The following is a 23,612-nucleotide window of genomic DNA, read 5'->3' on the forward strand; positions in this document are numbered from 1 at the left end:
GAGGAGAGCTGCGCGTGGCCATCGAGATCAAGATCTGCGGCCTGAAGACCCCGGAGACGCTGGAAGCGGCGCTCGCGGCCGGCGCCGACATGGTCGGCGCGGTGTTCTTCGCGCCGAGCCCCCGTCATCTCGACCTCGCCACCGCCGCCGCGCTGATGGCGCGGGCACGCGGGCGGGCACAGGTCGTCGCGCTCACCGTCGATGCCGACGATGCCGCGCTCGACGACATCGTCGCCGCCGTCGATCCCCAGGCGCTGCAGCTGCACGGCAGGGAGACGGCCGAACGCGTCGCCGCCATCCGCGCCCGCTTCGGCCGGCCGGTATGGAAGGCGATCGGCATAGCGGGGCGGGAGGATCTCGCCCGGCTGCCGGACTATGCGGCGGTGGCCGACCGGCTGCTGCTCGACGCCAAGGCCCCGAAGGGCGCGGCGCTTCCGGGCGGCAACGGGGTGCCCTTCGACTGGAATCTCCTCGCCGGCCTTGACCTGGCAAAGCCCTTCATGCTGTCAGGAGGGCTGACGCCTGAAAATGTCGGGCACGCTCTGGCCCTCACCCGCGCGCGGGGGGTGGACGTCTCCTCCGGCGTCGAGAGCGCCCCCGGCGTGAAGGACCCGGCGCGCATCGCCGCCTTCGTCCGGGCGGCGCGCGCATTCGAAACCGCCGCCGGCAGCCGGGCCTCCGCCCTGCCGGCCGAACAGACGAGCCTCGCTCCGTGAACGCACCCAACTCCTTCCGCACCGGCCCCGACGAGAACGGGCATTTCGGCCTGTTCGGCGGCCGCTTCGTCGCCGAAACGCTGATGCCGCTGATCCTCGATCTGGAAAAGGCCTATCAGGACGCCAAGGCGGACCCCGCCTACAAGGCGGAGATGGATGCCGGGCTGAAGCATTATGTCGGCCGGCCGAGCCCGCTCTACTTCGCCGAGCGGCTGACCGAGCATCTGGGCGGCGCCAAGATCTACTTCAAGCGCGAGGAACTGAACCACACGGGTTCGCACAAGGTGAACAACGTGCTCGGCCAGATCCTGCTCGCCCGCCGCATGGGCAAGGAGCGCATCATCGCCGAGACCGGCGCTGGCCAGCACGGGGTGGCCACCGCCACGCTGTGCGCCCGCTACGGGCTGAAATGCGTTGTCTATATGGGTGCCCTCGACGTCTCCCGGCAGGCGCCCAACGTGTTCCGCATGAAGATGCTGGGCGCCGAGGTGGTGCCGGTGCAGGCCGGCGCCAAGACGCTGAAGGACGCCATGAACGAGGCGCTGCGCGACTGGGTGACCAACGTGCACGACACTTTCTACTGCATCGGCACCGTGGCGGGCCCGCACCCTTATCCAGCCATGGTTCGGGACTTCCAAAGCGTGATCGGCCACGAGACCCGCGCGCAGATGCTGGAGCAGGAAGGCCGGCTGCCGGACAGCCTGATCGCCTGCATCGGCGGCGGCTCCAACGCCATGGGGCTGTTCCACCCGTTCCTCGACGATCCTTCCGTGAAGATCTGGGGCGTCGAGGCCGCCGGCCACGGCATCCCGACCGGCCAGCACGCCGCCTCGCTCACCGGCGGGCGCCCCGGCGTGCTGCACGGCAACCGCACCTATCTCCTGATGGACGACGACGGGCAGATCACCGAGGCGCATTCCATCTCCGCCGGCCTCGACTATCCCGGCATCGGGCCGGAGCATTCCTGGCTGCACGACACCGGCCGCGCCACCTACATCTCCGCGACCGACCAGGAGGCGCTGGCCGCCTTCCAGCTCGTCTCGCGGCTCGAGGGCATCATCCCGGCGCTGGAGCCGGCGCACGCCCTCGCCAAGGTGATCGAACTCGCGCCGACCCTGCCGAAGGACCATCTGATGGTGGTCAACCTTTCCGGCCGCGGCGACAAGGACATTCCGCAGGTGGCGGAGATTCTGGGGACCCGCATATGAGCTCGCGCCTCACCGCCCGCTTCGAGGCCTGCGCCCGCGAGGGCCGCGCCGCGCTCGTCACCTTCGTCACCGCCGGCGACCCCGACCACGACACCTCGCTGGCGCTGCTGAAGGCGCTGCCGGCCGCGGGCTCCGACGTCATCGAGTTCGGCGTGCCCTTCACCGATCCGATGGCCGACGGCCCGGCGATCCAGGCCGCCGGCCTGCGGGCGCTGAAGAACGGCCAGACGCTGGCCAAGACGCTGGCCATGGTGCGCGCCTTCCGCGAGGAGGACACCGCCACGCCGGTGGTGCTGATGGGCTACTACAATCCCGTCTATATCTACGGCGTCGAGCGCTTCCTGGTGGACGCCAAGGCGGCCGGCGTCGACGGGCTGGTGGTGGTCGACCTGCCGCCGGAAGAGGACGACGAGCTGTGCCTGCCGGCGCTGGCCGCCGGGCTGGCCTTCATCCGCCTGGCCACCCCGACCACCGACGACAAGCGCCTGCCGGCGGTGCTGAAGAACACCGCGGGCTTCGTCTACTATGTCTCCATCGCCGGCATCACCGGCACCGCGACGCCGGACGCCGGGCGCGTGACGCAGGCGGTCGCCCGCATCAAGGCGCATACGCCGCTGCCGGTGGCGGTCGGGTTCGGGGTGAAGACCCCGGCGCAGGCCGCCGCCATCGCCGCCGGTGCCGACGGGGTGGTGGTCGGCTCGGCGCTGATCGACGCCCTGCGCGGCACGCTCGACGCCGAGGAGCAGGCGACGCCCGCCACCGTTCCCGCCGTCACCCGGCTCGTCTCGGAGCTGGCGCAGGCGGTCCGTACCGCCCGGCCGGCGGCGGCCGAATAGGGCCGCCCGCCTTTTCATCGCCTTGCTGCGACACTAGATGAAGGCCGGCGCCCGCGAGCGCCGCCTCGACCACCCGGAGCCGAGCCCTTGAACTGGATCTCGAACGTCGTCCGCCCCAAGCTCAACAGCTTCCTCAACCGGCGGGAAGTGCCCGAGAATCTGTGGGTGAAATGCCCCGAGACCGGGCAGATGGTGTTCCATAAGGACCTCGAAGCCAATCTGCACGTCATTCCCGGCTCCGGCTACCACATGCGCATGGAGCCGACCGCGCGGCTGCGCATGATGTTCGACGGCGGCACCTGGTACGACATCGCCCTGCCGGCGGTGGCCGCCGATCCGCTGAAGTTCCGCGACGAGAAGCGCTATACCGACCGCCTCAAGGATGCCCGCACCAAGACCGGGGCGCAGGATGCGCTGAAGGTCGGCTACGGCAAGCTGGAAGGCCTCGCCGTCACCATCGCGGTGCAGGATTTCGGCTTCATGGGCGGCTCGCTCGGCATGGCGGCCGGCGAGGCCATCGTCACCGGTCTGGAAACCGCCGCCGCGCGCGGCACGCCGTTCATCATCTTCGCCTCTTCCGGCGGCGCGCGCATGCAGGAGGGCATCCTCTCGCTGATGCAGATGCCGCGCACCACCTGCGCGGTGCAGGAACTGCGCGAGGCGCGCCTGCCCTATATCGTCGTGCTGACCAACCCGACCACCGGCGGCGTCACCGCTTCCTACGCCATGCTGGGCGACGTGCACCTCGCCGAGCCGGGCGCGCTGATCGGTTTCGCCGGCCCGCGCGTCATCGAGCAGACCATTCGCGAGAAGCTGCCGGACGGCTTCCAGCGCTCGGAATTCCTGCGCCAGCACGGCATGGTGGACATGGTGGTCCACCGCCACGACATGCGCGCCACCCTCGCCCGGCTGTGCCGCCTGCTGACGCGCGCGCCCGCCGCCGAGGCGGCGCCGACCCGTCACGAGGCGCCGGTCGCGGAGGCCGACGCCGCCGCTCCTGCCGCCCCCGCGGCTTCCTGACGCAAGGACGAAGGCCGTGCCTGCCCTTCCGGCCGCCGGCGGCGCGCCCATCGATGCCATTTTCGAGCGGCTGCTGGCGCTGCATCCCAAGCTGATCGACCTGTCGCTCGACCGCATGGAACGGTTGCTGGCGCGGCTCGGCCATCCCGAGCGCCGGCTGCCGCCGCTGATCCATGTCGCCGGCACCAATGGCAAGGGCTCGACCGTCGCCTTCATGCGGGCGATGCTGGAAGCCGGCGGCAAGCGGGTGCACGTCTACACCTCACCGCATCTGGTGCGCTTCAACGAACGCATCCGCCTCGCCGGGCGCCTCGTGGAGGACGCCCCGCTGGTCGACGCGCTCGACCGCGCCGAGAAGGCCAATGGCGGCGAGCCGATCACCTTCTTCGAGATCACCACCGCCGCCGCCTTCCTTTTGTTCGCCGAAGTGGAAGCGGACGTCCTGCTCCTGGAAGTCGGCCTCGGCGGCCGCCTCGACGCCACCAATGTGGTGGAGACCGCGCTCGCCAGCGTCATCACGCCGGTGTCGATCGACCATGTCGACTTCCTCGGCGACACGGTGGCCGCCATCGCCGGCGAAAAGGCCGGCATATTGAAGCCCGGCGTGCCGGCGGTGATCGGTCGCCAGAACGAGGCGGCGTTGCGCGTCATCGAGCGTCAGGCTGCGCGGATGCGAGCGCCGCTCACCATCATGGGTGAACAGTTCCAGGCGCATGAGGAAGGCGGGCGGCTGATCGTCGCCGACGAGAACGGGCTGGTCGACCTGCCGCGCCCGCGCCTCGTCGGCCCGCACCAGATCGAGAATGCCGGCCTCGCCGTCGAGGCGCTGCGGATCGCGGCGCAGCTCCTGCCGTCGCTGGCGTTGCCGCCCCAGGCCTTCGAGGACGGCATCCGCGCCGCGGAATGGCCGGCGCGGCTGCAGCGGCTCGGTCCCGGCCCGCTCACCGCCCGCGCGCCGGAAGGAGTCGAGGTCTGGCTCGACGGCGGCCACAACGCCGCCGGCGGACAGGCATTGGCGGCGGCGCTCGCGGATATAGAAGACCGGGCGCCGCGGCCGCTGGTGCTGATCGTCGGCATGCTCGGCACCAAGGATTCCGGCGCCTTCCTCGCCCCCTTCGCCGGGCTGGCGCGCGAACTCATCGCCGTGCCGGTGCCGGGCGAGCACAAGGGGCGCCCACCGGAAGAGGTCGCGGCCGCCGGCGCGGCGCACGGCCTCTCGTCCTCCACCGCCCCGAGCGTGGCGGCGGCGCTGGACGGGCTGGCCGATTATCCCACCGCCCCGCCGCCGCGGGTGCTGATCGCCGGCTCGCTCTATCTCGCCGGCGCTGTGCTGGGTGAGAACGGCAACCTGCCGGAATAGGCGCAGCGCCTTTCGGTCTCCTCGCCCGGGTGCCACCGCCGCGCCGGGGCCGGCCGCTTATCCCACCGCCGGCAATACCACGGCAGCCTCCCGCCTCCGGCAGCAGACGAGGGCGGCGATGGCAAGCACGATCGTCAGGCAGGGCGGTGCCATCGAGACGCGCGAAAACACCGGCGCCCGTGAGGGCCCGGTTGCTATCGCGCGGGAGACAGGACCGGCGACGGCGCCCGCGCTCAGCGCGGCGCCAGCACCATGATCATCTGCCGGCCTTCCAGCAGCGGCTCGGACTCGACCTTGGCGATGGTCGCGAGCTCTTCCTTGACCTTGTTGAGCAGCTTGTAGCCGAGCTCCTGATGCGCCATCTCGCGACCACGGAAGCGCAGGGTGACCTTCACCTTGTCGCCTTCGTCGAAGAAGCGGTGGATCGCCTTCATCTTCACCTCGTAATCATGGGTGTCGATGCCGGGACGCAGCTTGATTTCCTTGATCTCGACGACGTGCTGCTTCTTGCGCGCCTCGCTGGCCTTCTTCTGGTTCTGGTACTTGAAGCGGCCGTAATCGAGGATCTTGCAGACAGGCGGGGTCGAGTTCGGAGCGATCTCGACGAGGTCGAGGCCAGCCTCCTGCGCCAGGGCAATGGCATCGCGCGTCGGCACGACGCCGCGATTCTGCCCGTCCTGGTCGATGAGCTGGACTTCACGGATGCGGATGTCTTCGTTGACGCGCGGGCCTTCCTTTTCAGGCACGGCGGCTCTCATGGGACGACGAATGGGGGTCTTCTCCTCTGACGTTCGGGGTCCGCTTCACCGCGCTCCCGGACAATTGGACCGGTTCTTTCTTGCGCGCATAAAACGGTCGCCGAACATCGGGACAAACCCGCCGGAAGTCAACGGCCTTCCCTAGGGGAAGAGGGTCCGAAAGCCGCCAAATTGAGCAATTTCTCCCCGACAGATGCCTTTTGATGTTGCTTTTCGCCATTCGAGACGCCTTGAGTGCGCCGTCGGCCGGCCGATTCACCGCGCCGGCGGAGGCACGACGCCGAGCAAGCGGGGACGGGAATGGCCGACGATACGCCGGATCTCATCGAGGCAAGCTTCATCGAGGTCGGCCATCCGGCCCGGCGCATCGCGGTGCGGGCGACGCCAGGTCGCGGCCAGGACGGCGCCCCCGGCATCCTGTGGTGCGGCGGCTATCTCTCCGACATGCGCGGCACCAAGGCCGAGGAACTGGCGAGATGGGGCGAGGCGCAGGGCCGGGAGGTAGTGCGCTTCGACTATTCCGGCCATGGCGAATCGGGCGGCGCCTTCATCGACGGCACGATTTCCGACTGGACGGAGGACGCGCTCGCGGTCTTCGACCGCTGCACGAGCGGGCCGCAGATCGTCGTCGGCTCCTCCATGGGCGGCTGGATCTCGCTGCTGCTGGCCCGGGCGCTTGCGGCGCGGGGCGACAAGCGGCTCGCGGGCCTCGTGCTCATCGCCCCGGCCCCGGACTTCACCGAGGAGCTGATGTGGAAGGCGATGACGCCGGAGATCCGCAGCGAAATCCTCGCAAACGGCGTCTGGTATCGCGAGGGCGAGTATGGCCGCAGCCCGATCACCCTGAAGCTGATCGAGGACGGGCGGCGGCACCTGGTGCTCGGCGAGCCCTTCGCGGTCGGCTGCCCGGTGCGCATCCTGCAAGGCGTCGCCGACGACGTGGTGCCGTGGCGCCACGCGATGAAGCTCGTCACCTGCCTCGCCGAGGACGACGTGGTGGCCACGCTGATCAAGGACGGGGATCACCGCCTGTCGCGGCCGGAGGACATAGAGCGCCTGCTCGCGGCGGTGGCGTCGCTCTAGTCGCGGCCGCCCGGCGCGCGCAGGAACACCACCTCGGTGGTATCGTAGCGCCGACGCTCCAGCTCGGTGAAGCCGTCCGGCGGTGTGAAGCCGGACTGCACGGCTTCCTCGACGAGGATGAGCGCGCCCGGCGCCAGCCAGTCGCCGTCGCGTGCGCCCTCCAGCGCCTTCTCGGCGAGGCCGTGGCCATAGGGCGGGTCGCAGAAGACGAGATCGAAGGCGTCGCTGGCGAAGGCGGTGCCGAGCTTGGTCGCGTCGCGGCGGAAGATGCGGGTGACGCCGCCGAGCCCGAACGCCTCGATATTGGCCCGGATCAGCCCCCGCGGTTCGGACGCCTCCTCGACGAACACCGCGAACTTCGCGCCGCGCGAGAGGGCTTCCAGCCCCAGCGCGCCGGTGCCGGCGAACAGGTCCAGCACCCGCGCGCCGTCGGCCGCGTCGTCATAGGCATGGGCGAGGACGTTGAACAACGCCTCGCGCAGCCGGTCGGTGGTGGGACGGGTGGCGCTGGAGCTCGGCCCGCGAAGGGGCCGGCCGCCAAGGCGTCCGCCGACGATGCGCATCGTCCGAACCTCGAGGCTCAGGTACGCGGCGGGCGCGGGCCGCGCGGCTTCGACGGGCCGCCCGAGGGACGCTCCCCGCGCGGCTTGCCGCCGCCGGGCTTGCCGCCGGACCCCTTGCCGCCGAAGCTCTTTCCGCCGCCCGGCTTGCCGGCGCCAGACTTGCCGGCGAATTTGCCAGCGGGACGCCCGCCGGGCTTGTCGCCGAAGGCGCGCTCACCGCGCGGCTTGTCGCCGGCGAAGTTCTTCGCGCCATAGGTCTTGCCACCGGCGCCCGCCCCCTTGCCACCCGGCCGGCCGTCGCGACGCTCGCCGTCCTCGCCGGAGCGGAACGGACGGCCGCGCCCGGTCTCCTCCGACTTCACCCGGCCGCTATAGGGTCGGTCGCTGCCCTCGCCGCGGAAGGAGCGCTCGCGGAACGGGCGCTCGCCCTGTTCGCGACGCGGACCACGCGCCGGCCGCTCCTCGCCATCGCGGGAACGGAACGGGCGCTCGCCCTCCTCCCGCTTGCGGAAGGGACGCTCGCCCTCCGGCCGCTCGGCGCGCGGGCGGAACGGACGGTCGCCGCGCTCCCCCTCCTCGCGGGGCGAACGGGAGCGGAACGGGCGCTCGCCCTCGGCACGCTCGCCGCGCGGGCGGAAACCGCCTTCGTCGGAACGCGAGCGGAAGGGACGGGCGGCCGCGGCTTCCTCGCGCGGCGTGCGCGGGCGGAAAGCCCGCTCGGTACGCTCGCTGTCCTCGCGGCGCGGACCGCGGGCGGGACGCTCCTCGCCGTCGCGGCTGCGGAACGGCCGGTCGCCCTCCTCGCGGCGCGGACGGAAGCCGCGCTCGCCGCCGTCCTCGTCGCGGCGCGGACGCTCGCTGCGGGCGCGGAACGGGCGCTCCCCATCCTCCTCGCGGCGCGGACCGCGGGCGGGACGCTCCTCGGCGTCGCGGCTGCGGAACGGCCGGTCGCCGTCCTCACGGCGCGGACGGAAGCCGCGCTCGCCGCCGTCCTCGTCGCGGCGCGGACGCTCGCTGCGGGCGCGGAACGGGCGCTCCCCATCCGGGCGCTCATCGCGCGGGCGGAACGGGCGCTCGGTACGCTCCCCTTCCTCGCGCGGCGGACGCGAGCGGAAGGTGCGCTCGCCACCCTCGTCGCGACGCGGACCACGGGAGGGGCGCTCCTCGCCGTCGCGGCTGCGGAACGGGCGCTCGCCCTCTCCGCGGCGACCACGCGGCGGCGCCCGCTCGGGCTCCGGCTCGGGCGCGTTGCTCTTCACCCGCTGCACCAGCACCTTGCGACCCTTGCGGTCGGCCACGATGCCGGCCTTCACCGTGCGCTCGGCATTCGCCTCGGTGTCGATCGGCTTGCGGCGATGGCGATCCTCCGCCCCCTCGACCTTGGCATAGCGCGCCGCCTTGCCACGCGCCGGCGGACGCGGCGCCTCGTCGTCGGAGCCGTCATAGACGAAGACCGGGCCGTCGAAATCGGCGCCGGCGGCCGCCGTCAGCTCCGGGCCGAGCTGGTCGGCCAGCACGCGGGTGCGCACTTCCTCGATCGCCCCCTGGGCGATCTCGCCCAGCTGGAACGGGCCGTAGGAGAGGCGGATCAGCCGGTTGACGTCGAGGCCGAGGCTGCCCAGCACATTGCGCACCTCGCGGTTCTTGCCCTCGCGCAATGCCAGCGTCAGCCAGCTATTGGCGCCCTGCACCCGGTCCAGCACCGCCTCGATGGGACCGTAATGCACGCCGTCGACGGTGATGCCGCTGATCAGCGCGTCGAGCTTGTCCTGGGTGATCTCGCCCTTGGCGCGCACGCGGTAGCGGCGCAGCCAGCCGGTCTCCGGCAGTTCCAGCACCCGCGACAGGCCGCCATCGTTGGTGAGCAGGATCAGCCCTTCGGTGTTGAGATCGAGCCGGCCCACCGAGACCAGGCGCGGCAGGGCCTGCGGCAGGATCTCGAACAGGGTCGGGCGCCCCTCGGGATCGAAATTGGTGGTCACCACGCCCTTGGGCTTGTGGTAGAGGAACAGCCGCGTGCGCTCCTTCGCGGGAAGCGGGCGCCCGTCCACCGTGATGGCGTCCTCGGCGGTGACGGTGCGGGCGGGGGTGTCGAGCACCTCGCCGTTCACCGTTACCCGGCCTTCGGCGATCCAGTCCTCGATCTCGCGGCGCGAGCCGAGCCCGGCGCGGGCGATTACCTTGGCGACGCGCTCCGCCTCCCTCGGCTCGGCCGGGGCAAGGTTGCGCGGCGCGCGGGGCACGCGGTTCTGCTCCTTGCGGGGCGCGGAAGGATGGCGCGGAGGCGGGGGCGTCTTGGGCATGGGAAATATCCGAAACTTTGGGCGGCGGTGCTATCACGTCCGGGGCGGAGTGGCGAGCATTTGCGCGAGTTTTTGGGGCATCGGCGGTTGAATCAGGCGACGGCACGGCCGGATTTCATGGAAAGGGCGCTTCTGGAAGCGCGGAAGGCCGCCGAGCGCGGCGAGGTGCCGGTCGGCGCGGTAGTGGCCTGCGCAGGCGAGATACTGGCCGCCGACGGCAACCGCACCCGCGAACGCGCCGACCCCTCGGCGCATGCCGAGATGCTGGCGATCCGCCGGGCGGCGGCGGTGCTGGGCACCGACCGGCTTTCCGACTGCGATCTCTACGTCACGCTGGAGCCCTGCACCATGTGCGCCGGCGCCATCGCCTGGGCACGGCTGCGCCGGGTCTATTACGGCGCCGCCGATCCCAAGGGCGGGGCGGTGGAAAGCGGCGTGCGCTTCTTCTCGTCGCCGACCTGCCACCATGTGCCGGAGATCTATGACGGGATCAGGGCAATGGAAGCGGCGGAGCTGCTGAAGGCCTTCTTCGCCGCCCGGCGCTAGGCCAGCACCGCCTCGACACGGCGCTTCACCTCGTCCTTCACCGGCTCGGCGGCCTTGAAGATGGCGGGCGCCCGGAAGAAATCCAGCACGCGGAAATTGTCGACATTGGGCCGGATGAGGATGTCCGGCGCGCCCGATTTCAGCTTCTCGGCGACGATCGAGCCGGCCATGATCTGCAGCGCCGCGAACATGGCGTCGAAGGGACGCGGCACGCCGCGCACCTCGCCCCCCGGGCCGCCGGTGATGTCCACCGCCAGCACCTTGTCGGCGCGCAGCCGCAAGAGGTCGAAGGGCAGCGGATTGACCGCGCCGCCGTCCACCAGCGTATGGCCGCCATGCACGACGGGGCGGATCAGCCCGGGGATCGCCAGCGAGGCCGCCACCGCCGGGCGGATCTCCCCGCTGGCGAACACCTGCTCGCGCCGGGCCCAGTAATTGGTGGCGACCACATGCAGGGGGATCGCCAAATCCTCGAAACGCGACGGTACCGAGGCCGGCAGGAAACCGTCGAGGAAACGCTCCGCGTCGAGCAGCACCGGGTTGCCCAGCCCGCCGAACAGATCGGCGATACGCCCGACCCGCGCCGCCAGCAACCGGCGCATCACCTCGCCGCGGTCCTTCAGCAGGCCCGACACGATATGGCGCAGCTCCTGAGCCGGGACGCCCGCAGCATAGGCGGCACCGACCAGCGCGCCGATGGAGGCACCGGCAATGGCGACGGGACGAATGCCGAGTTCGTCCAGCGCTTCCAGCACCAATATGTGCGACAGGCCGCGCGCACCGCCCGAGCCCAGCGCGACGGCCAGCGAAGGCTCGCGGCCGGCGACCGGGGTGCCGTGCGAGGAGAGAACCGGCTCGCGGTGCGATTCATGGGGCGGAGTGGGCGCGGGCCGCCCGCGCGCGGCGTGAGGATCGTCCATGAAAGCCGTATCGCACGGCTCCGCGGCATTTGTTTGAAACGCCGCGGCCCCGTCAGGCGGCCCGCCGGGAGCCTCGCCGTGCTTCCGGGGCCGCCGCATCATTCGGCGAGAGCCCGCCAGGCGATGTCGGAACGGCAGAAGCCCTGCGGCCAGTCGATCAGCGCCACCGCGTCATAGGCGCGCTCGCGCGCTTCGGCGACATTGGCGCCGATGGCGGTGACGTTGAGCACCCGCCCGCCATTGGCGACAAGGCGCTCGCCCTCCAGCCGCGTGCCGGCGTGGAAGACGTGCACGCCCGGCAGCCCCCCGGCCGCCGCGACGCCCTTGATCGGCGTGCCCTTCTCGTAGGAACCGGGATAGCCGCGCGCGGCCATGACCACGGTGATGGCGGCGTCCGGCGCCATCGACACCCGTTCGTCGGCCAGCGTCCCGGTGGCGGTGGCATGGAGCACTTCGAGGAGGTCGCCCTCCAGCCGCATCAGCAGCACCTGGCATTCCGGGTCGCCGAAGCGGACATTGTATTCGATGAGCTTGGGGCCATCGAGGGTGATCATCAGCCCGGCGAAGAGGACGCCGCGATAGGGGCTGCCGCCGTCGGCGAGCGCGCGGGCGGTCGGCTTGACGATTTCCGCGAGCGTGCGGCGCTCCATCTCGGCGGTGAACACCGGTGCCGGCGAATAGGCGCCCATGCCGCCGGTGTTCGGGCCCTGGTCGCCGTCGAAGGCGCGCTTGTGGTCCTGCGCCGAGCCGAAGGGCAGCACCGTCTCGCCGTCGACCAGGCAGAAGAAGCTCACTTCCTCGCCCTCGAGATATTCCTCGATGAGGATCTCGGTGCCGGCGTCTCCCATCGCGAACACCTCGTCGACGGCGGCGAGCGCCTCGTCGAGCGTCATGGCGACGACCACGCCCTTGCCGGCCATCAGCCCGTCCGCCTTCAGCACGATCGGCGCGCCGCGCCGGCGCACGAAATCGCGCGCGGCCTCCGCCTGCGAGAAGCGGCCGAAGGCGGCGGTCGGAATGTCGTGCTGGCGGCACAGCTCCTTGGTGAACAGCTTGGAGCCTTCCAGCTGCGCGGCGGCGCGGCCGGGACCGAAGACGTTGATGCCCTCGGCAATCAGCCTATCGGCGATGCCGTCGACCAGCGGCGCCTCGGGACCGACCACCACGAGGTCGATCTTCTCGGCGGCGCAGACGGTGACGATGGCGTCGTGGTCGGTGAGCGGGATGCTGTCGAGGCAGCGGGCGTGCTCGGCAATGCCGGGATTGCCGGGGATGGCGATCAGCGTGGCAAGCGACGGGCTCTGCGCCAGCTTCCAGGCGAGCGCATGCTCGCGGCCGCCCGAGCCCAGCAGCAGAACGTTCATGCCTCGTCTCCCCTTCGCCTCATCCGGCCGGACGCCATCCGGTCCGCGCTTCGCCTAGACGAGCCGGCGCCGGGGAGCAAGAGGAAGCTGCGCGACGGGAAGCGGCTCGATCGATGCCTATTCGTAGGCAAGCGCCGCGACCGGATCCATGCCGGCCGCCTTGCGCGCCGGCAGATAGCCGAAGATCAGCCCGGTGAGGAAGGCGCAGCCGAAGGCGAGCAGCGGCGGCAATGGCGACAGCACCACATTGACGCCCAACGCCCCCAGCCCGATCGCCGCGACGAGGCCGATCCCCACCCCGACCGCGCCGCCCACGCCGCACACCACCAGCGCCTCGGTGTTGAACTGCAGCATGATATTGCTCATGCGCGCGCCGGTCGCCATGCGAATGCCGATCTCGCGGGTGCGCTCGGTGACGCTCACCAGCATGATGTTCATCACCCCGATGCCGGCGACCAGCAGCGAGATGGCGGCGACGCAACCCAGCACCAGCGTCAGCGTTTCCTGCGTCGCCACCGCCGTCTCCAGGAACTGCGCGGTGTTGCGCACCTGGAAGTCCTCGGCCTGGTGGCGCTCGGCGAGGAGGCGGGTGACCTCGCGCTCGACGGCGGGGATATTGGCCGCATCGTCCACCTTCAGCGTCACCGAATTGACGAAGCGACGGCCGAACACCCGCACGAAGCCGGTGGAGAGCGGCACCAGCGCCACGTCGTCCTGGTCCTGGCCGAAAGCATTGGCACCACGCGCGCCGAGGATGCCGATCACCTGATAGGGCACGTTCTTCACCAGCACGTAGCGGCCGATCGGGTCGTCCTCGCCGAACAGGTTGCGGGCCACCGTCTGGCCGAGCACCAGCACCGGCGCATAGGCCCTCACGTCATCGGCGGAGAACATCACCCCGCGCTCCATCGGCCAGTCGCGGGCGGCGAGATAGTCGGCCGTGGTGCCGGTGATCTGGGTGTAATAGTCGTCAGAGCCGAAGCGCATCGTGTAGCGCCCCGTCCGCTCCGGCGCGACGGCGCCCAGACCGGGAATGGCGCGCAGGGCCTCGGCATCCTCCGGCAGCAGGGTGGCGTTGTCGCCGGAGGTGCGGATGCCTGGCGCGCCGGGCCGCACGATCAGCAGGTTGGTGCCGATCTGGGCGATGCGCTCCATCACCTGCTGCTTGCCGCCGTCACCCACCGCCAGCATGGTGATGACCGAGGCGACGCCGATGACGATGCCGAGCAGCGTCAGCACGGTGCGGAACAGGTTGGCATGCATGGAGGCGAAGGCCATGCGCACCGCTTCCGCCAGATCCGGCATGAAGCGGGCGAGGCCGCCGCGCCCTTGCAGATGGCCCGCCGGCTTGGGCGCCGCGGCAGGCGCCGGCAGCGCCGCCCGGGGCGTCGGCTCGTCGGAAACGATATGCCCGTCCTGGAAGCGCACGATGCGCCGCGCATGCGCCGCCACCTCGGCGTCATGGGTGATGAGGATGACGGTGTGGCCCTCGGCGTTCAGCTCGGTGAGCAGCGCCAGCACTTCCTCGCCCGAGCGGCTGTCGAGGGCGCCGGTGGGTTCGTCGGCGAGGATCACCGGCGCGGCGTTCATCAGCGCGCGGGCGATGGAGACGCGCTGCTGCTGGCCGCCCGAGAGCTGGCTGGGCCGGTGCCCGGCGCGCTCGGCGAGCCCGAGACGGGCGAGCAGCGCCTGGGCGCGGGAAATGCGCCGCTCCTTGGGCAGGCCGGCATAGATGGCCGGGATCTCGGCATTCTCCGCCGCGGTGAGGCTCGGCAGCAAATTGTAGCGCTGGAACACGAAGCCGAAGGTCGAGCAGCGCAGATGCGCCAGCGCATCGGGGTCGAGCCCGGCGACATCGACGCCGGCGACGCGATACTGCCCGCCGGTCGGCCGGTCGAGGCAGCCGACGATGTTCATCAGCGTCGATTTGCCGGAGCCCGACTGGCCCATGATGGCGACGAACTCGCCGGGCATGATCGACAGCGACACCCTGTCGAGCGCCCGCACCACCGTCTCGCCGTTCGGATAGAGGCGGCTGACATCGACGAGCTCGACGATCGGCGTGCCCGGCGGCACGGCGCGGGCGGCGGCGCTGGGAAGGCCGGCGGCGTCAACCGTGCTGTCGCTCATGGCCATCGCCTCAGCCGAGCCGCGGCATCATCGGCGGCCGGCCGCCGCCCGAACCGGGCGCGGCGCCAGGGCCGCGCGTGCCGGTGATCACCCGGTCGCCGACGGACAGGCCCCCGGTGATCTGCGTCATCGAGCGGTTGGACAGGCCGGTCGTCACCTTGCGCTCCTCGACCGCGCCGCCGCGGCCCAGCACGCGCACGGTCTTCTCCCCGTCGCGGCCGGCACGGAGGGCGGCGGTGGGCACCAGCGGCACGCCCTTCGCCTCGCCGAGGCGGAAGAACACCTGCGCCGTCATGTCGGTCATCAGCATCAGATCGTCGTTCGGCACGTCGATCAGCACATTGTAGAGCACCACGTCGTTGACGATGGTCGGGGTCGGCTCGACCTGCCGCACCGTACCCTCCCAGCGCCGGTCCGGCAGGCCGAGCGTGGAGAAATAGGCGGGGGTGCCGACCTGGATGCGCGGAATGTCGCCCTCGGCAACCTGCGCCGTCACCGTCATGGTCTGCAGGTCGGCGATGCGCAGCACGATCGGCGCGCTCTGGTTGGCGTTGAGCGTCGACCCCTCGCGAGCGGTGATCGAGACCACCGTCCCGCCCATCGGCGCATAGATCTTGGTGTAGCCGAGATTGGCGAGGTCGCCGTCCAGCGTCGCCTGCGTCTGGGCGATCTGCGCCTTGAGGGCGTCGATCTTGGCTTCGCTGATGCGCGCCGTCGCCGTGGCCGCATCGGCGGCGTCCTTGCTGCCGGACTGGTTGGCCAGCAGCTGCCGGGCGCGCTCGTCGCGCAGCCGGTCGAGGGTGAGCTGCGCCTGCGCCTGCGCCAGCTGGGCACGCAGATTGTCGAGGCTGGCGCGGTCGCCGGCGACGCGGGTCTGGTAGACGGTGGGATCGATCTCGGCGAGCAGGTCGCCCTTCTTCACCACCGCCCCGACATCGGGATGGATGACGCGCAGCTGGCCGGAAACCTGGGTGCCGACATCGACATAGTTCTTCGGCTGCAGCTTGGCGATCGCGGTGACCACCGTCTCGATGTCGCCGAGCTCGACGCTGGCGGTCTGGAAGGCTGGCGCCTCGGCACCGGCACGCTCGCGGGCGAGATAGGCGTAGCTCCCGCCGCCGCCGGCGAGGAGGCCGGCCAGGAGCAGCCACGGCCATCGCCGCCGCCGCGGCGCGAGCCGTGTCTCACCCAATTCCGTGCCGGAGCGCTGAAGCATCGCCGTCCCGCCGCTTTCCCTGTCCATGCAAGGGGATAGCCCGGAAGCCACACCGTACAAAGTGAATTCGCGGTAATGTCGCGCGAGGAGGATACCGCTGCGTCACGATCGGGAAAATCGCCGCCCGCGGCGCGGTTCCGGTCGAGCGCCTCTAGCGGCGCTGCGGGCGATACTCACCCGTCGCCGGATCGCGGCGCAGCGTGTCGGTGGCCGGGGCGCGGGAGGCCTCCTCGTCGCGCCGCGCCGCGTCGAGTTCGGCATTCACGCGACGCGATTCCTGCGCCAGCTTCTTGACCAGGGCGGCAGCACCCAGCGTTCCCAGGGCGACGATGAGGAAAGGGGGCATCGACGGGTCCTCCGGTTACAGGCCGAAACGGCCCCACAGCGCCCGGCTCTCGGCGACGTGCACCAGCTCGTCGGCCAGACCGGCGCCGATCGCCGCCGCCGATCCCGACCACGCGCCGACGCCGGGCGTGCGCCGGCCGAACAGCCCGCCGCCGGACTGGATGAGCGGGGTCATCACCTTCTCGCCGTAGCGGGAGCGCAGGAACGAGCGCAGGTCGCCGATCGAATCGACGAGGCCGAATTCCTGCGACTGTTCCGCGCCCCAGAACTCGCCGGAAAACAGCGTCGCCTCGTCGGCGGTCAGCACGTCGCCGCGCCGCGACCGCACCAGGCCGGCGAAGACGCCGTGAATGTCCTTCTGCAGGCTCTTCAGCCGCTCGACGTCCTCCTCCTTCTCCGGCTGGAACGGATCGAGCATCACCTTGCGCTCGCCGGCGGTGTAGACGCGCCGGTCGATGCCCAGCTTGCCGAGCGCCTTGTCGAAGCCGAAGCCGGCGCTCACCACGCCGATCGAGCCGAGGATCGAGAACGGGTCGGCGACGATCTCGTCGGCGGCGCAGGCCAGCATGTAGCCGCCGGAGGCCGCCACGTCCTCGACGAAGGCGAGCACCGGCAGCTGCTTTTCCGCGGCGAGGTCGCGGATGCGCTTGTAGATGAGATGCGACTGCGCCGGCGAACCGCCCGGCGAGTTGATCACCAGCGCCACCGCCTTCGCCCGCTTCACCGCAAAGGCCTTGTCGAGGCTCTTCGCGACCGAGGCCAGGGTGAGTGCCGGGCGCAGCGGCGAGCCGATGCCGATGGTGCCGGTGAGGCGGACCACCGGCACGATGGCCACGTCCTCGCGCAGCGACGCCGGCAGGACGGGCGCCATGTGCCGGCGCAACTGGGTGAACAGGGACGCATTTGCCATGCCCAAGACATAGGGCCGCGCGCGCTCCGGCTCAAGCGCCTCCGTCGGTGCGGGCGATAACGCTCAGGCGAGCGGCGCGCCCTCCCGCAGCACCGCTTCGGCCTCCTGCGTCGGCCGGCCCTCGCTATCGGCGAGCAGGAGGCCGGGCAGCAGCGAAGGCGGCGTCCGGCGTCCCTTCACCGCGCCGACCAGCACCCGGATCGCCGGCGCCTGCGGCCGCCCGTGCACCGGACGTATCGTCACGGCCCCGAAACGACGGTCCAGCGCCGCGAGGATCGCACTGAGCGCCTCCGGCCGATGGATGAGCGCGAGATGGCCGCCGGGCGCCAGCAGCCGCTCCGCCGACCGCACCCAGCCATCGAGGGTCGCGTCCGGGGCCATATGGGCGAGTGCCCGCCGGTCGTTCGGCGAGATGCGATGGCACGCCGGGTCGTTGAAGGGCGGGTTCATCAGCACCGCGTCGGCGGCGCGGGGCGCGGGCTCGACCGGCCCGCCCGACCGGGCCAGCGTCGCGATATCCGCCTGCACCACCGCCACCCGCGCCGCGAGATCGGGCTGCTGGCGCGCCGCGTTGCGACGGGCGAGCGAGGCGGTCGGCGGATCGAGCTCGACGAGATGCAGCCGTGCGGCCGGCAGCCGCACCGCGACGGCGAGACCCGCCGCGCCGACGCCGGCGCCGAGATCGACCACATGGCGGGCCACCGCCGGCACCATGGCGGCAAGCAGCAGCGCATCATGGCCGGCGCGATGGCCTCGCGCCGGCTGCAACAGGTGCAGCCGGCCACCGAGCAGCGCATCGTCGGTAAGCGGCACCTCGTCGGGAATCGCGCCTTCCGCGCTCATTCCGGCACCGACCGGTCCGGTTCCAGCTCGCGGCCGAGCCCGGCCTCGACCAGGAGCCGGCGGGCGCGAATCGCCGCCCCGTCCTCCACCAGAACCCGACGGGGAATCACCCCGAGCGAGCCTTCGAGGATGCTCATGTGCCGGTCGAGCACGAGATGGTCTATCCCCCCGGCCGTCAGCAGCGCCTCGACGGCGGAGAGGAGGACCGGGTCGTTGGTGCGCATGATTTCCTGCATGCGTCCATCATGGCATGGCGCCCTTCGGCTGGGGAGAGGCGCGGCTCCGATCCGCACGCCCGTCCCCGTGTCGCCGGCAGGGCGGCGACGCGGCGCGGCAGAGGGCGGCTTGCCCCGGGGCCGGGCCTGTCCTTATTGTGGCGCCGGTTTTCAACCTGTCGGAAAATGACTGTGGCCGTCGTCGTCCCCTTCGATCCCGTTGCCGAGCCGTCGCTGGAGAACATCATCGCGCTCGTGCGCGACGACATGGAGCGCGTGAACACGCTGATCCTGTCCCGCACCGGCTCCGACGTCACCATGATCCCCGAAGTGGCGACGCATCTCATCTCCTCCGGCGGCAAGCGGCTGCGGCCGATGCTCACCGTGGCCACCGCCATTCTCGCCGGCTATCGCGGCGAGGGCCACGTCAAGCTCGCCGCTTCGGTGGAATTCATGCACACCGCGACGCTGCTGCACGACGACGTGGTCGACGACAGCGACATGCGCCGCGGCAAGCCCGCCGCCCGCATGCTGTGGGGCAACGAGGCCAGCGTGCTGGTCGGCGACTTCCTGCTCGGCCAGGCCTTCCGCATGATGATCGAGGTCGGCGACATGCGCTGCCTCGACATCCTCTCCACCGCCGCGGTGGTGATCGCCGAGGGCGAGGTGGCCCAGCTCGCCGCCGCCAAGAACACATCGACCAGCGAGGACGAGTATCTCGCCGTCATCCGCGGCAAGACGGCGGAGCTGTTCGCCGCCGCCTGCGAGGTCGGCCCGGTGCTCGGCAAGCTCTCCAAGGCCGAGCAGGCCGCCTGCCGCAGCTACGGCATGAATCTCGGCATCGCCTTCCAGCTGATCGACGACGCGCTGGATTATGGCGGCCAGCGCGCCAAGCTCGGCAAGAATGTCGGCGACGATTTCCGCGAGGGAAAGATCACCCTGCCGATCGTGCTCGCCTTCCGGCGCGGCAATGACGAGGAGCGCGCCTTCTGGACGCGCTGCCTGCAGGAGGGCCAGATTGGCGAGGGCGACCTCGAGCACGCCATCGAGCTGCTCGCGCGCCACAACGCGCTCGCCGACACGGTGGAACGGGCGCGGCACTATGGCGCCATCGCCAAGGACGCCCTCGGCCTGTTCCGCGACGGCCCGGCCAAGCAGGCGCTGGTCGACGTGGTGGAATTCTGCGTCGCGCGGGCACGGTGACACTTCACCGCTCTCCCCCTGATACAGCCTCATCCTGAGGCGCGAGCGAAGCGAGCCTCGAAGGAGGCTCGTTCAAGCGCGCTCCGATGACCATCCTTCGAGGCCCGGCCTGCGGCCGGGTGCCTCAGGATGAGGGTGCTCCGTGTCCATCGGCCGTAAAGCCCTCACCCCCGCGGCGCGTAGAGGATGATCGCCGCGCCGGCGAGGCAGACGCTGCCGCCGATCAGGTCCCAGCGGTCGGGACGGACCCCTTCGACCGCCCATAGCCAGACCAGCGAAGCGGCGATGTAGACGCCGCCATAGGCGGCGAAGGCGCGCCCCGCCGCCTCCGACTCCACCCGCGTCAGCAGAGCGCCGAAGACGATCAGGCTGAACGCGCCCGGCGCCAGCCAGAGCGGGCTCGCTTCCGAACGCAGGACCGCCCAGAAGGCGAAGCAGCCGGCGATCTCGGCGAGCGCGGCCAGCGCATAGATGAATGCCGTCGTCATTGGCCTCCCCTCAGCCCAGGACCGTCGGCTTCACCCACCAGTCCGGCCGGGCGGCGGCAATCTGCTTGGCCGCCCGCGCGGCGGCGCGGCAATCATCGTAAAGCCCGAAGAAGGTCGCCCCCGAGCCGGACATCCGCACGAGCCGAACGGCCGGGGTCCCGGCGAGCCGCTCCGCCACCTCCTGGAGCGAGGGTTCGAGCCTGCGCGCCGGCGGCTCGAGATCGTTGGGCAGGTCGGCCAGAAAGGCGAGCACCTCCGCCCGCGTCGCGAAACCGTCCGGCATCGCGGGGGGCGGTGCCCGTGTCTCGCCGGCCGCGAGGCCGAGGGCGCGGAACACCGCGCCGGTGGCGACGGGAATGCGTGGGTTGACCAGCAGCGCACCGAAGCGTGGCAGCCGCAGCGGCGTGAGGCTCTCGCCGCGCCCGGCCATCAGGCAGGACCGGCCGTGAAGGCAGGCCGGCACGTCCGAACCGGTGGCGAGCGCCGCCTCGAAAAGACGCGCATCGTCCTGGGCGAGGCCGTTCGCCCGGGCCAGCAGCCGCAACACCGCCGCCGCATCCGCCGAGCCGCCGCCAATGCCGGAGGAAACCGGCAGCCGCTTGTCCAGCGTGAAGCGGCCGACCTCCAGTCCCGATACGCGCCCCGCCAGTTCCCGCGCGGCCTTCAGCACCAGATTGTCCGGCTCGACGGCGAGCGTGGCGGCGCCGGGACCGGCCAGACCCAACCCCGGCGCGCCGGCCGGATCATAGGTCAGCCGATCCCCCGCGCCGGCGAAGGCGACGAGGCTCCAGAGCTCGTGATAACCATCGGCACGGCGACCCAGCACCCGGAGGCCGAGATTGACCTTGGCCGGCGCGCGCTCCAAAAGCGGCGCGACGGGACGGCGGGTCGAAGGGAGCGCGGCGGTCTCGGGAGGGTGCATGGCCCGCTTATGCGCGGCGCCGGGCCCGGCGGCAAGCGGGTGTCCATCGGGGTCGCCGGGTCGGCCCGACGAGCGGCGGCTTGCGCTGGACCGCGTTTTGGCTGTATATGACGGTCATTCACATATCTCAGATGACCTGACGGTCGGTTGAGAGTGGGTTCCGCCGCCGGGACCCGCTCTTTTTGCATTGCCGATCATCTCCGGTCCGGTGAGGACGATGAGCGAGAACGACAACGCCGACACCCCCACCTTCGAATCCCGGCTCGACGAGCCGCGGCTCGTTACCGAGACCGGCCCCGCCGCGCGGGTGGCGGCGATCGTGGCCCCGGTGCTCGAAGGGCTCGGCTTCCGCCTCGTGCGGGTGAAGATCTCCGGCGGCGACCCGATGACGCTGCAGATCATGGCCGAGCGGCCGGACGGCTCGTTCGGCATCGACGAATGCGAGGCGGCGAGCCGCGCCATCTCGCCGGTGCTCGATGTCGAGGACCCCATCTCCGGCGCCTACAATCTCGAAATGTCCTCGCCCGGCATCGACCGTCCGCTGGTGCGGGCGAGCGACTTCGACCGCTGGGCCGGCTACGAGACCAAGGTGGAGCTCGCCATGCCGCTCGACGGCCGCAAGCGCTTCCGCGGCACGCTGATCGGCCACAAGGACGGCGCGGCGGTCATCCGCCTGCCCGACGCCCCGGCCGACGCGCCCGATACCTATGCGCTGCCGATCGCCGATATCGGCGAGGCGCGGCTCGTCATGACCGACGACCTCATCCGCGAGGCGCTGCGCCGCGACAAGGCGCTGCGCGAGGCCAATGAGGACGAGGACGGCGAAGAACCCGCCGAGGAGGGCCAGGAGGAAGGCGAGGACATCGTCGTCCGCATCCTGCCGAAGAAGAAGATGCCGGTGCGCGCCGCGCCCGCGAAGAAACCCGCGCCCGGCCGCAAGGCTCCGGGCGGAAAGCCCTCCGGCAAGCCAAACCGGAAACCCACCGCGAAGGAGACGCACTGATGGCTGTCGTCAGCGCAAACCGGCTCGAGCTTCTGCAGATCGCCGATGCGGTCGCGCGCGAGAAGTCGATCGACCGGCACATCGTCATCGCCGCCATGGAGGACGCGATCGCCAAGGCGGCGCGCTCCCGCTACGGCGCCGAGACCGACATCCATGCGGAGATCAATCCCCGCACCGGCGAGCTGCGCCTCGCCCGTCACCTTCTGGTGGTCGACCAGGTGGAGAACTACGCCACCGAGATCGACCTCGTCGGCGCCCGCCGGCTGAACCCGGCGGCGCAGGTGGGCGATTCCATCGCCGACACCCTGCCGCCCTTCGATTTCGGCCGCATCGCCGCCCAGTCGGCCAAGCAGGTCATCGTGCAGAAGGTGCGCGAGGCCGAGCGCGACCGGCAGTACGAGGAATTCAAGGACCGCATCGGCGAAGTCATCAACGGCGCGGTCAAGCGCGTCGAATACGGCAATGTCGTCGTCGATCTCGGCCGCGGCGAAGCCTCGCTGCGCCGCGACGAATTGCTGCCGCGCGAAGTCTTCAAGGTCGGCGACCGCATCCGCGCCTATGTCTATGACGTGCGCCGCGAGCCGCGCGGCCCGCAGATCTTCCTGTCGCGCACCCATCCGCAGTTCATGGCGAAGCTGTTCGCGCAGGAAGTGCCGGAGATCTATGACGGCATCGTCGAGATCAAGGCGGTTGCCCGCGACCCCGGCTCGCGTGCCAAGATCGCCGTCACCTCGCGCGATACCTCGGTGGATCCGGTCGGCGCCTGCGTCGGCATGCGCGGCTCGCGCGTGCAGGCGGTGGTGAACGAGCTGCAGGGCGAGAAGATCGACATCATTCCGTGGTCGAACGACGTCGCCACCTTCATCGTCAACGCGCTGGCCCCGGCGGAAGTCGTCAAGGTGGTGCTGGACGAGGACCGCGAGCGTATTGAAGTCGTGGTCCCCGATGCCCAACTAAGCCTGGCCATCGGCCGCCGCGGCCAGAATGTCCGCCTCGCTTCCCAGCTCACCGGCTGGGACATCGACATCATGACCGAGGCGGAAGAGAGCGAGCGGCGCCAGAAGGAATTCGCCGAGCGCTCGAAGATCTTCGCCGAGGCGCTCGACCTCGACGAGATGATGGGCCAGCTGCTCGCCTCCGAAGGCTTCGCCTCCGTCGAGGAGCTCGCCTATGTGCCGATCTCCGAGCTCGCGAGCATCGAGGGCTTCGACGAGGACACGGCGCAGGAACTGCAGAACCGCGCGCAGAGCCATCTTGCGCAGGTCGAGGCCGAGATCGACGAGCGCCGCCGCGCGCTCGGCGTCGAGGACGAGCTGCGCGAGGTGCCGGGCGTGACCTCGCCGATGCTGGTGGCGTTCGGCGAGAACGACATCAAGACCGTCGAGGACCTCGCCGGCTGCGCCACCGACGACCTGGTGGGCTGGACCGAGCGCAAGGACGGCGAAACCGTCCGCATCGCCGGTGCACTGGAAGGCTTCCAGCTGTCCCGCGAGGAAGCCGAGGCGCTGATCATGCAGGCCCGCGTGAAGGCGGGCTGGATCTCGGCCGAGGAGCTCGCCGGCGCGGGCGACGAGGCCGAGGAGACCACCGAGGAGGACGCCGGCAGCGCGGCGTGAGCCTTCGGGCTTTCCGTCCGGGCGCCAGCCCGGTGCGGGACGCT

At 71.1% G+C, this 23,612-nt stretch carries 23 protein-coding genes; 10 read left to right on the forward strand and 13 right to left on the reverse strand.

Annotated features, from left to right (window positions below):
- Positions 1–14: 14 nt before the first annotated feature.
- The 5 genes from KHC19_RS15710 (at position 15) to KHC19_RS15730 (ending at position 5,140) form a co-directional block, all read left to right on the forward strand.
- A complete protein-coding gene (locus KHC19_RS15710; RefSeq protein ID WP_213353313.1) occupies positions 15–716 on the forward strand; it encodes a phosphoribosylanthranilate isomerase in 702 nt (233 codons plus the stop codon).
- A complete protein-coding gene (gene trpB / locus KHC19_RS15715; protein WP_213353314.1) occupies positions 713–1,924 on the forward strand; it encodes a tryptophan synthase subunit beta in 1,212 nt (403 codons plus the stop codon). Before KHC19_RS15710 ends, trpB begins: the two co-directional genes overlap by 4 nt.
- On the forward strand, positions 1,921–2,760 hold the full coding sequence (gene trpA / locus KHC19_RS15720) for a tryptophan synthase subunit alpha (RefSeq protein ID WP_213353315.1): 840 nt from the start codon (positions 1,921–1,923) through the stop codon (positions 2,758–2,760). Before trpB ends, trpA begins: the two co-directional genes overlap by 4 nt.
- Positions 2,761–2,847: 87 nt before the next feature.
- Positions 2,848–3,780: an acetyl-CoA carboxylase, carboxyltransferase subunit beta gene (gene accD / locus KHC19_RS15725; RefSeq protein WP_246548944.1), complete on the forward strand. Its 933-nt coding sequence runs from the start codon at positions 2,848–2,850 to the stop codon at positions 3,778–3,780.
- A 16-nt stretch (positions 3,781–3,796) separates the two neighbouring features.
- Entirely contained in the window at positions 3,797–5,140 is a 1,344-nt protein-coding gene (locus tag KHC19_RS15730; protein WP_213353316.1) for a bifunctional folylpolyglutamate synthase/dihydrofolate synthase, read from the forward strand.
- A 233-nt stretch (positions 5,141–5,373) separates the two neighbouring features.
- Here the strand turns inward: KHC19_RS15730 and infC are convergent, their stop codons facing one another.
- A complete protein-coding gene (gene infC / locus KHC19_RS15735) occupies positions 5,374–5,898 on the reverse strand; it encodes a translation initiation factor IF-3 (RefSeq protein WP_213353317.1) in 525 nt (174 codons plus the stop codon).
- Positions 5,899–6,198: 300 nt separating this feature from the next.
- Between infC and KHC19_RS15740 the strand changes: the two genes are divergently transcribed.
- Entirely contained in the window at positions 6,199–6,981 is a 783-nt protein-coding gene (locus KHC19_RS15740; RefSeq protein WP_213353318.1) for an alpha/beta hydrolase, read from the forward strand.
- Here KHC19_RS15740 and rsmD read toward each other — a convergent pair.
- Both rsmD and KHC19_RS15750 read right to left on the reverse strand, forming a co-directional pair.
- Positions 6,978–7,544, reverse strand: coding sequence for a 16S rRNA (guanine(966)-N(2))-methyltransferase RsmD (gene rsmD, locus KHC19_RS15745; RefSeq protein ID WP_213353319.1), 567 nt, complete (start codon positions 7,542–7,544; stop codon positions 6,978–6,980). The two genes, KHC19_RS15740 and rsmD, sit on opposite strands and share 4 nt — an antisense overlap.
- Before the next feature lie 17 nt (positions 7,545–7,561).
- A complete protein-coding gene (locus KHC19_RS15750; RefSeq protein WP_213353320.1) occupies positions 7,562–9,847 on the reverse strand; it encodes a pseudouridine synthase in 2,286 nt (761 codons plus the stop codon).
- Positions 9,848–9,964: 117 nt separating this feature from the next.
- Between KHC19_RS15750 and KHC19_RS15755 the strand changes: the two genes are divergently transcribed.
- Positions 9,965–10,393 carry a nucleoside deaminase gene (locus tag KHC19_RS15755; RefSeq protein WP_213353321.1) on the forward strand — a complete coding sequence of 143 codons (429 nt, stop codon included), beginning with the start codon at positions 9,965–9,967 and terminating at the stop codon, positions 10,391–10,393.
- Here the strand turns inward: KHC19_RS15755 and KHC19_RS15760 are convergent.
- The 8 genes from KHC19_RS15760 to KHC19_RS15795 form a co-directional block, all read right to left on the reverse strand.
- Entirely contained in the window at positions 10,390–11,313 is a 924-nt protein-coding gene (locus KHC19_RS15760; RefSeq protein WP_213353322.1) for a patatin-like phospholipase family protein, read from the reverse strand. The genes KHC19_RS15755 and KHC19_RS15760 overlap by 4 nt on opposite strands.
- 98 nt (positions 11,314–11,411) lie before the next feature.
- Positions 11,412–12,677, reverse strand: a complete 1,266-nt coding sequence (gene purD / locus KHC19_RS15765; RefSeq protein WP_213353323.1) for a phosphoribosylamine--glycine ligase — start codon at positions 12,675–12,677, stop codon at positions 11,412–11,414.
- A 117-nt stretch (positions 12,678–12,794) separates the two neighbouring features.
- Entirely contained in the window at positions 12,795–14,807 is a 2,013-nt protein-coding gene (locus KHC19_RS15770; RefSeq protein WP_213353324.1) for a MacB family efflux pump subunit, read from the reverse strand.
- 10 nt (positions 14,808–14,817) lie between these two features.
- A complete protein-coding gene (locus KHC19_RS15775; protein ID WP_213353325.1) occupies positions 14,818–16,023 on the reverse strand; it encodes an efflux RND transporter periplasmic adaptor subunit in 1,206 nt (401 codons plus the stop codon).
- A 151-nt stretch (positions 16,024–16,174) separates the two neighbouring features.
- Positions 16,175–16,369 (reverse strand): hypothetical protein, encoded by a 195-nt coding sequence (locus tag KHC19_RS15780; RefSeq protein WP_213353326.1) that lies wholly within the window; start codon positions 16,367–16,369, stop codon positions 16,175–16,177.
- 15 nt (positions 16,370–16,384) lie between these two features.
- Positions 16,385–17,278, reverse strand: coding sequence for a S49 family peptidase (locus KHC19_RS15785; protein ID WP_213353327.1), 894 nt, complete (start codon positions 17,276–17,278; stop codon positions 16,385–16,387).
- Positions 17,279–17,341: 63 nt separating this feature from the next.
- Entirely contained in the window at positions 17,342–18,121 is a 780-nt protein-coding gene (locus tag KHC19_RS15790; RefSeq protein WP_213353328.1) for a tRNA1(Val) (adenine(37)-N6)-methyltransferase, read from the reverse strand.
- A complete protein-coding gene (locus KHC19_RS15795) occupies positions 18,118–18,357 on the reverse strand; it encodes a putative signal transducing protein (RefSeq protein WP_213353329.1) in 240 nt (79 codons plus the stop codon). The genes KHC19_RS15790 and KHC19_RS15795 overlap by 4 nt, the downstream gene beginning before the upstream one ends.
- A 171-nt stretch (positions 18,358–18,528) precedes the next feature.
- Between KHC19_RS15795 and KHC19_RS15800 the strand changes: the two genes are divergently transcribed.
- Entirely contained in the window at positions 18,529–19,539 is a 1,011-nt protein-coding gene (locus KHC19_RS15800; protein WP_213353330.1) for a polyprenyl synthetase family protein, read from the forward strand.
- 164 nt (positions 19,540–19,703) lie between these two features.
- Here KHC19_RS15800 and KHC19_RS15805 read toward each other — a convergent pair whose 3' ends face one another.
- Both KHC19_RS15805 and KHC19_RS15810 read right to left on the reverse strand, forming a co-directional pair.
- Positions 19,704–20,027: a YnfA family protein gene (locus KHC19_RS15805; protein WP_213353331.1), complete on the reverse strand. Its 324-nt coding sequence runs from the start codon at positions 20,025–20,027 to the stop codon at positions 19,704–19,706.
- A gap of 10 nt (positions 20,028–20,037) precedes the next feature.
- Positions 20,038–20,949, reverse strand: a complete 912-nt coding sequence (locus KHC19_RS15810; RefSeq protein WP_213353332.1) for a 4-(cytidine 5'-diphospho)-2-C-methyl-D-erythritol kinase — start codon at positions 20,947–20,949, stop codon at positions 20,038–20,040.
- 217 nt (positions 20,950–21,166) lie between these two features.
- Here KHC19_RS15810 and rimP point away from each other — a divergent pair, with 217 nt between their 5' ends.
- Positions 21,167–21,952, forward strand: coding sequence for a ribosome maturation factor RimP (gene rimP, locus KHC19_RS15815; RefSeq protein ID WP_213353333.1), 786 nt, complete (start codon positions 21,167–21,169; stop codon positions 21,950–21,952).
- Positions 21,952–23,568 (forward strand): transcription termination factor NusA, encoded by a 1,617-nt coding sequence (gene nusA / locus KHC19_RS15820; protein ID WP_213353334.1) that lies wholly within the window; start codon positions 21,952–21,954, stop codon positions 23,566–23,568. Before rimP ends, nusA begins: the two co-directional genes overlap by 1 nt.
- Positions 23,569–23,612 lie beyond the last annotated feature (44 nt).

This window comes from Ancylobacter oerskovii, from assembly GCF_018390555.1.
In the GTDB taxonomy this organism is placed as follows: domain Bacteria; phylum Pseudomonadota; class Alphaproteobacteria; order Rhizobiales; family Xanthobacteraceae; genus Ancylobacter; species Ancylobacter oerskovii.

Excerpts from the sequence above, each read along its gene's own strand:
- trpA (WP_213353315.1), top strand. The coding sequence starts at position 1,921 with ATGAGCTCGCGCCTCACCGCCCGCTTCGAGGCCTGCGCCCGCGAGGGC.
- infC (WP_213353317.1), bottom strand. The coding sequence starts at position 5,898 with ATGAGAGCCGCCGTGCCTGAAAAGGAAGGCCCGCGCGTCAACGAAGAC.
- KHC19_RS15740 (WP_213353318.1), top strand. The coding sequence starts at position 6,199 with ATGGCCGACGATACGCCGGATCTCATCGAGGCAAGCTTCATCGAGGTC.
- rsmD (WP_213353319.1), bottom strand. The coding sequence starts at position 7,544 with ATGCGCATCGTCGGCGGACGCCTTGGCGGCCGGCCCCTTCGCGGGCCG.
- KHC19_RS15750 (WP_213353320.1), bottom strand. The coding sequence starts at position 9,847 with ATGCCCAAGACGCCCCCGCCTCCGCGCCATCCTTCCGCGCCCCGCAAG.
- KHC19_RS15755 (WP_213353321.1), top strand. The coding sequence starts at position 9,965 with ATGGAAAGGGCGCTTCTGGAAGCGCGGAAGGCCGCCGAGCGCGGCGAG.
- KHC19_RS15760 (WP_213353322.1), bottom strand. The coding sequence starts at position 11,313 with ATGGACGATCCTCACGCCGCGCGCGGGCGGCCCGCGCCCACTCCGCCC.
- purD (WP_213353323.1), bottom strand. The coding sequence starts at position 12,677 with ATGAACGTTCTGCTGCTGGGCTCGGGCGGCCGCGAGCATGCGCTCGCC.
- KHC19_RS15770 (WP_213353324.1), bottom strand. The coding sequence starts at position 14,807 with ATGAGCGACAGCACGGTTGACGCCGCCGGCCTTCCCAGCGCCGCCGCC.
- KHC19_RS15775 (WP_213353325.1), bottom strand. The coding sequence starts at position 16,023 with ATGCTTCAGCGCTCCGGCACGGAATTGGGTGAGACACGGCTCGCGCCG.
- KHC19_RS15780 (WP_213353326.1), bottom strand. The coding sequence starts at position 16,369 with ATGCCCCCTTTCCTCATCGTCGCCCTGGGAACGCTGGGTGCTGCCGCC.
- KHC19_RS15785 (WP_213353327.1), bottom strand. The coding sequence starts at position 17,278 with ATGGCAAATGCGTCCCTGTTCACCCAGTTGCGCCGGCACATGGCGCCC.
- KHC19_RS15790 (WP_213353328.1), bottom strand. The coding sequence starts at position 18,121 with ATGAGCGCGGAAGGCGCGATTCCCGACGAGGTGCCGCTTACCGACGAT.
- KHC19_RS15795 (WP_213353329.1), bottom strand. The coding sequence starts at position 18,357 with ATGCAGGAAATCATGCGCACCAACGACCCGGTCCTCCTCTCCGCCGTC.
- KHC19_RS15805 (WP_213353331.1), bottom strand. The coding sequence starts at position 20,027 with ATGACGACGGCATTCATCTATGCGCTGGCCGCGCTCGCCGAGATCGCC.
- KHC19_RS15810 (WP_213353332.1), bottom strand. The coding sequence starts at position 20,949 with ATGCACCCTCCCGAGACCGCCGCGCTCCCTTCGACCCGCCGTCCCGTC.
- rimP (WP_213353333.1), top strand. The coding sequence starts at position 21,167 with ATGAGCGAGAACGACAACGCCGACACCCCCACCTTCGAATCCCGGCTC.
- nusA (WP_213353334.1), top strand. The coding sequence starts at position 21,952 with ATGGCTGTCGTCAGCGCAAACCGGCTCGAGCTTCTGCAGATCGCCGAT.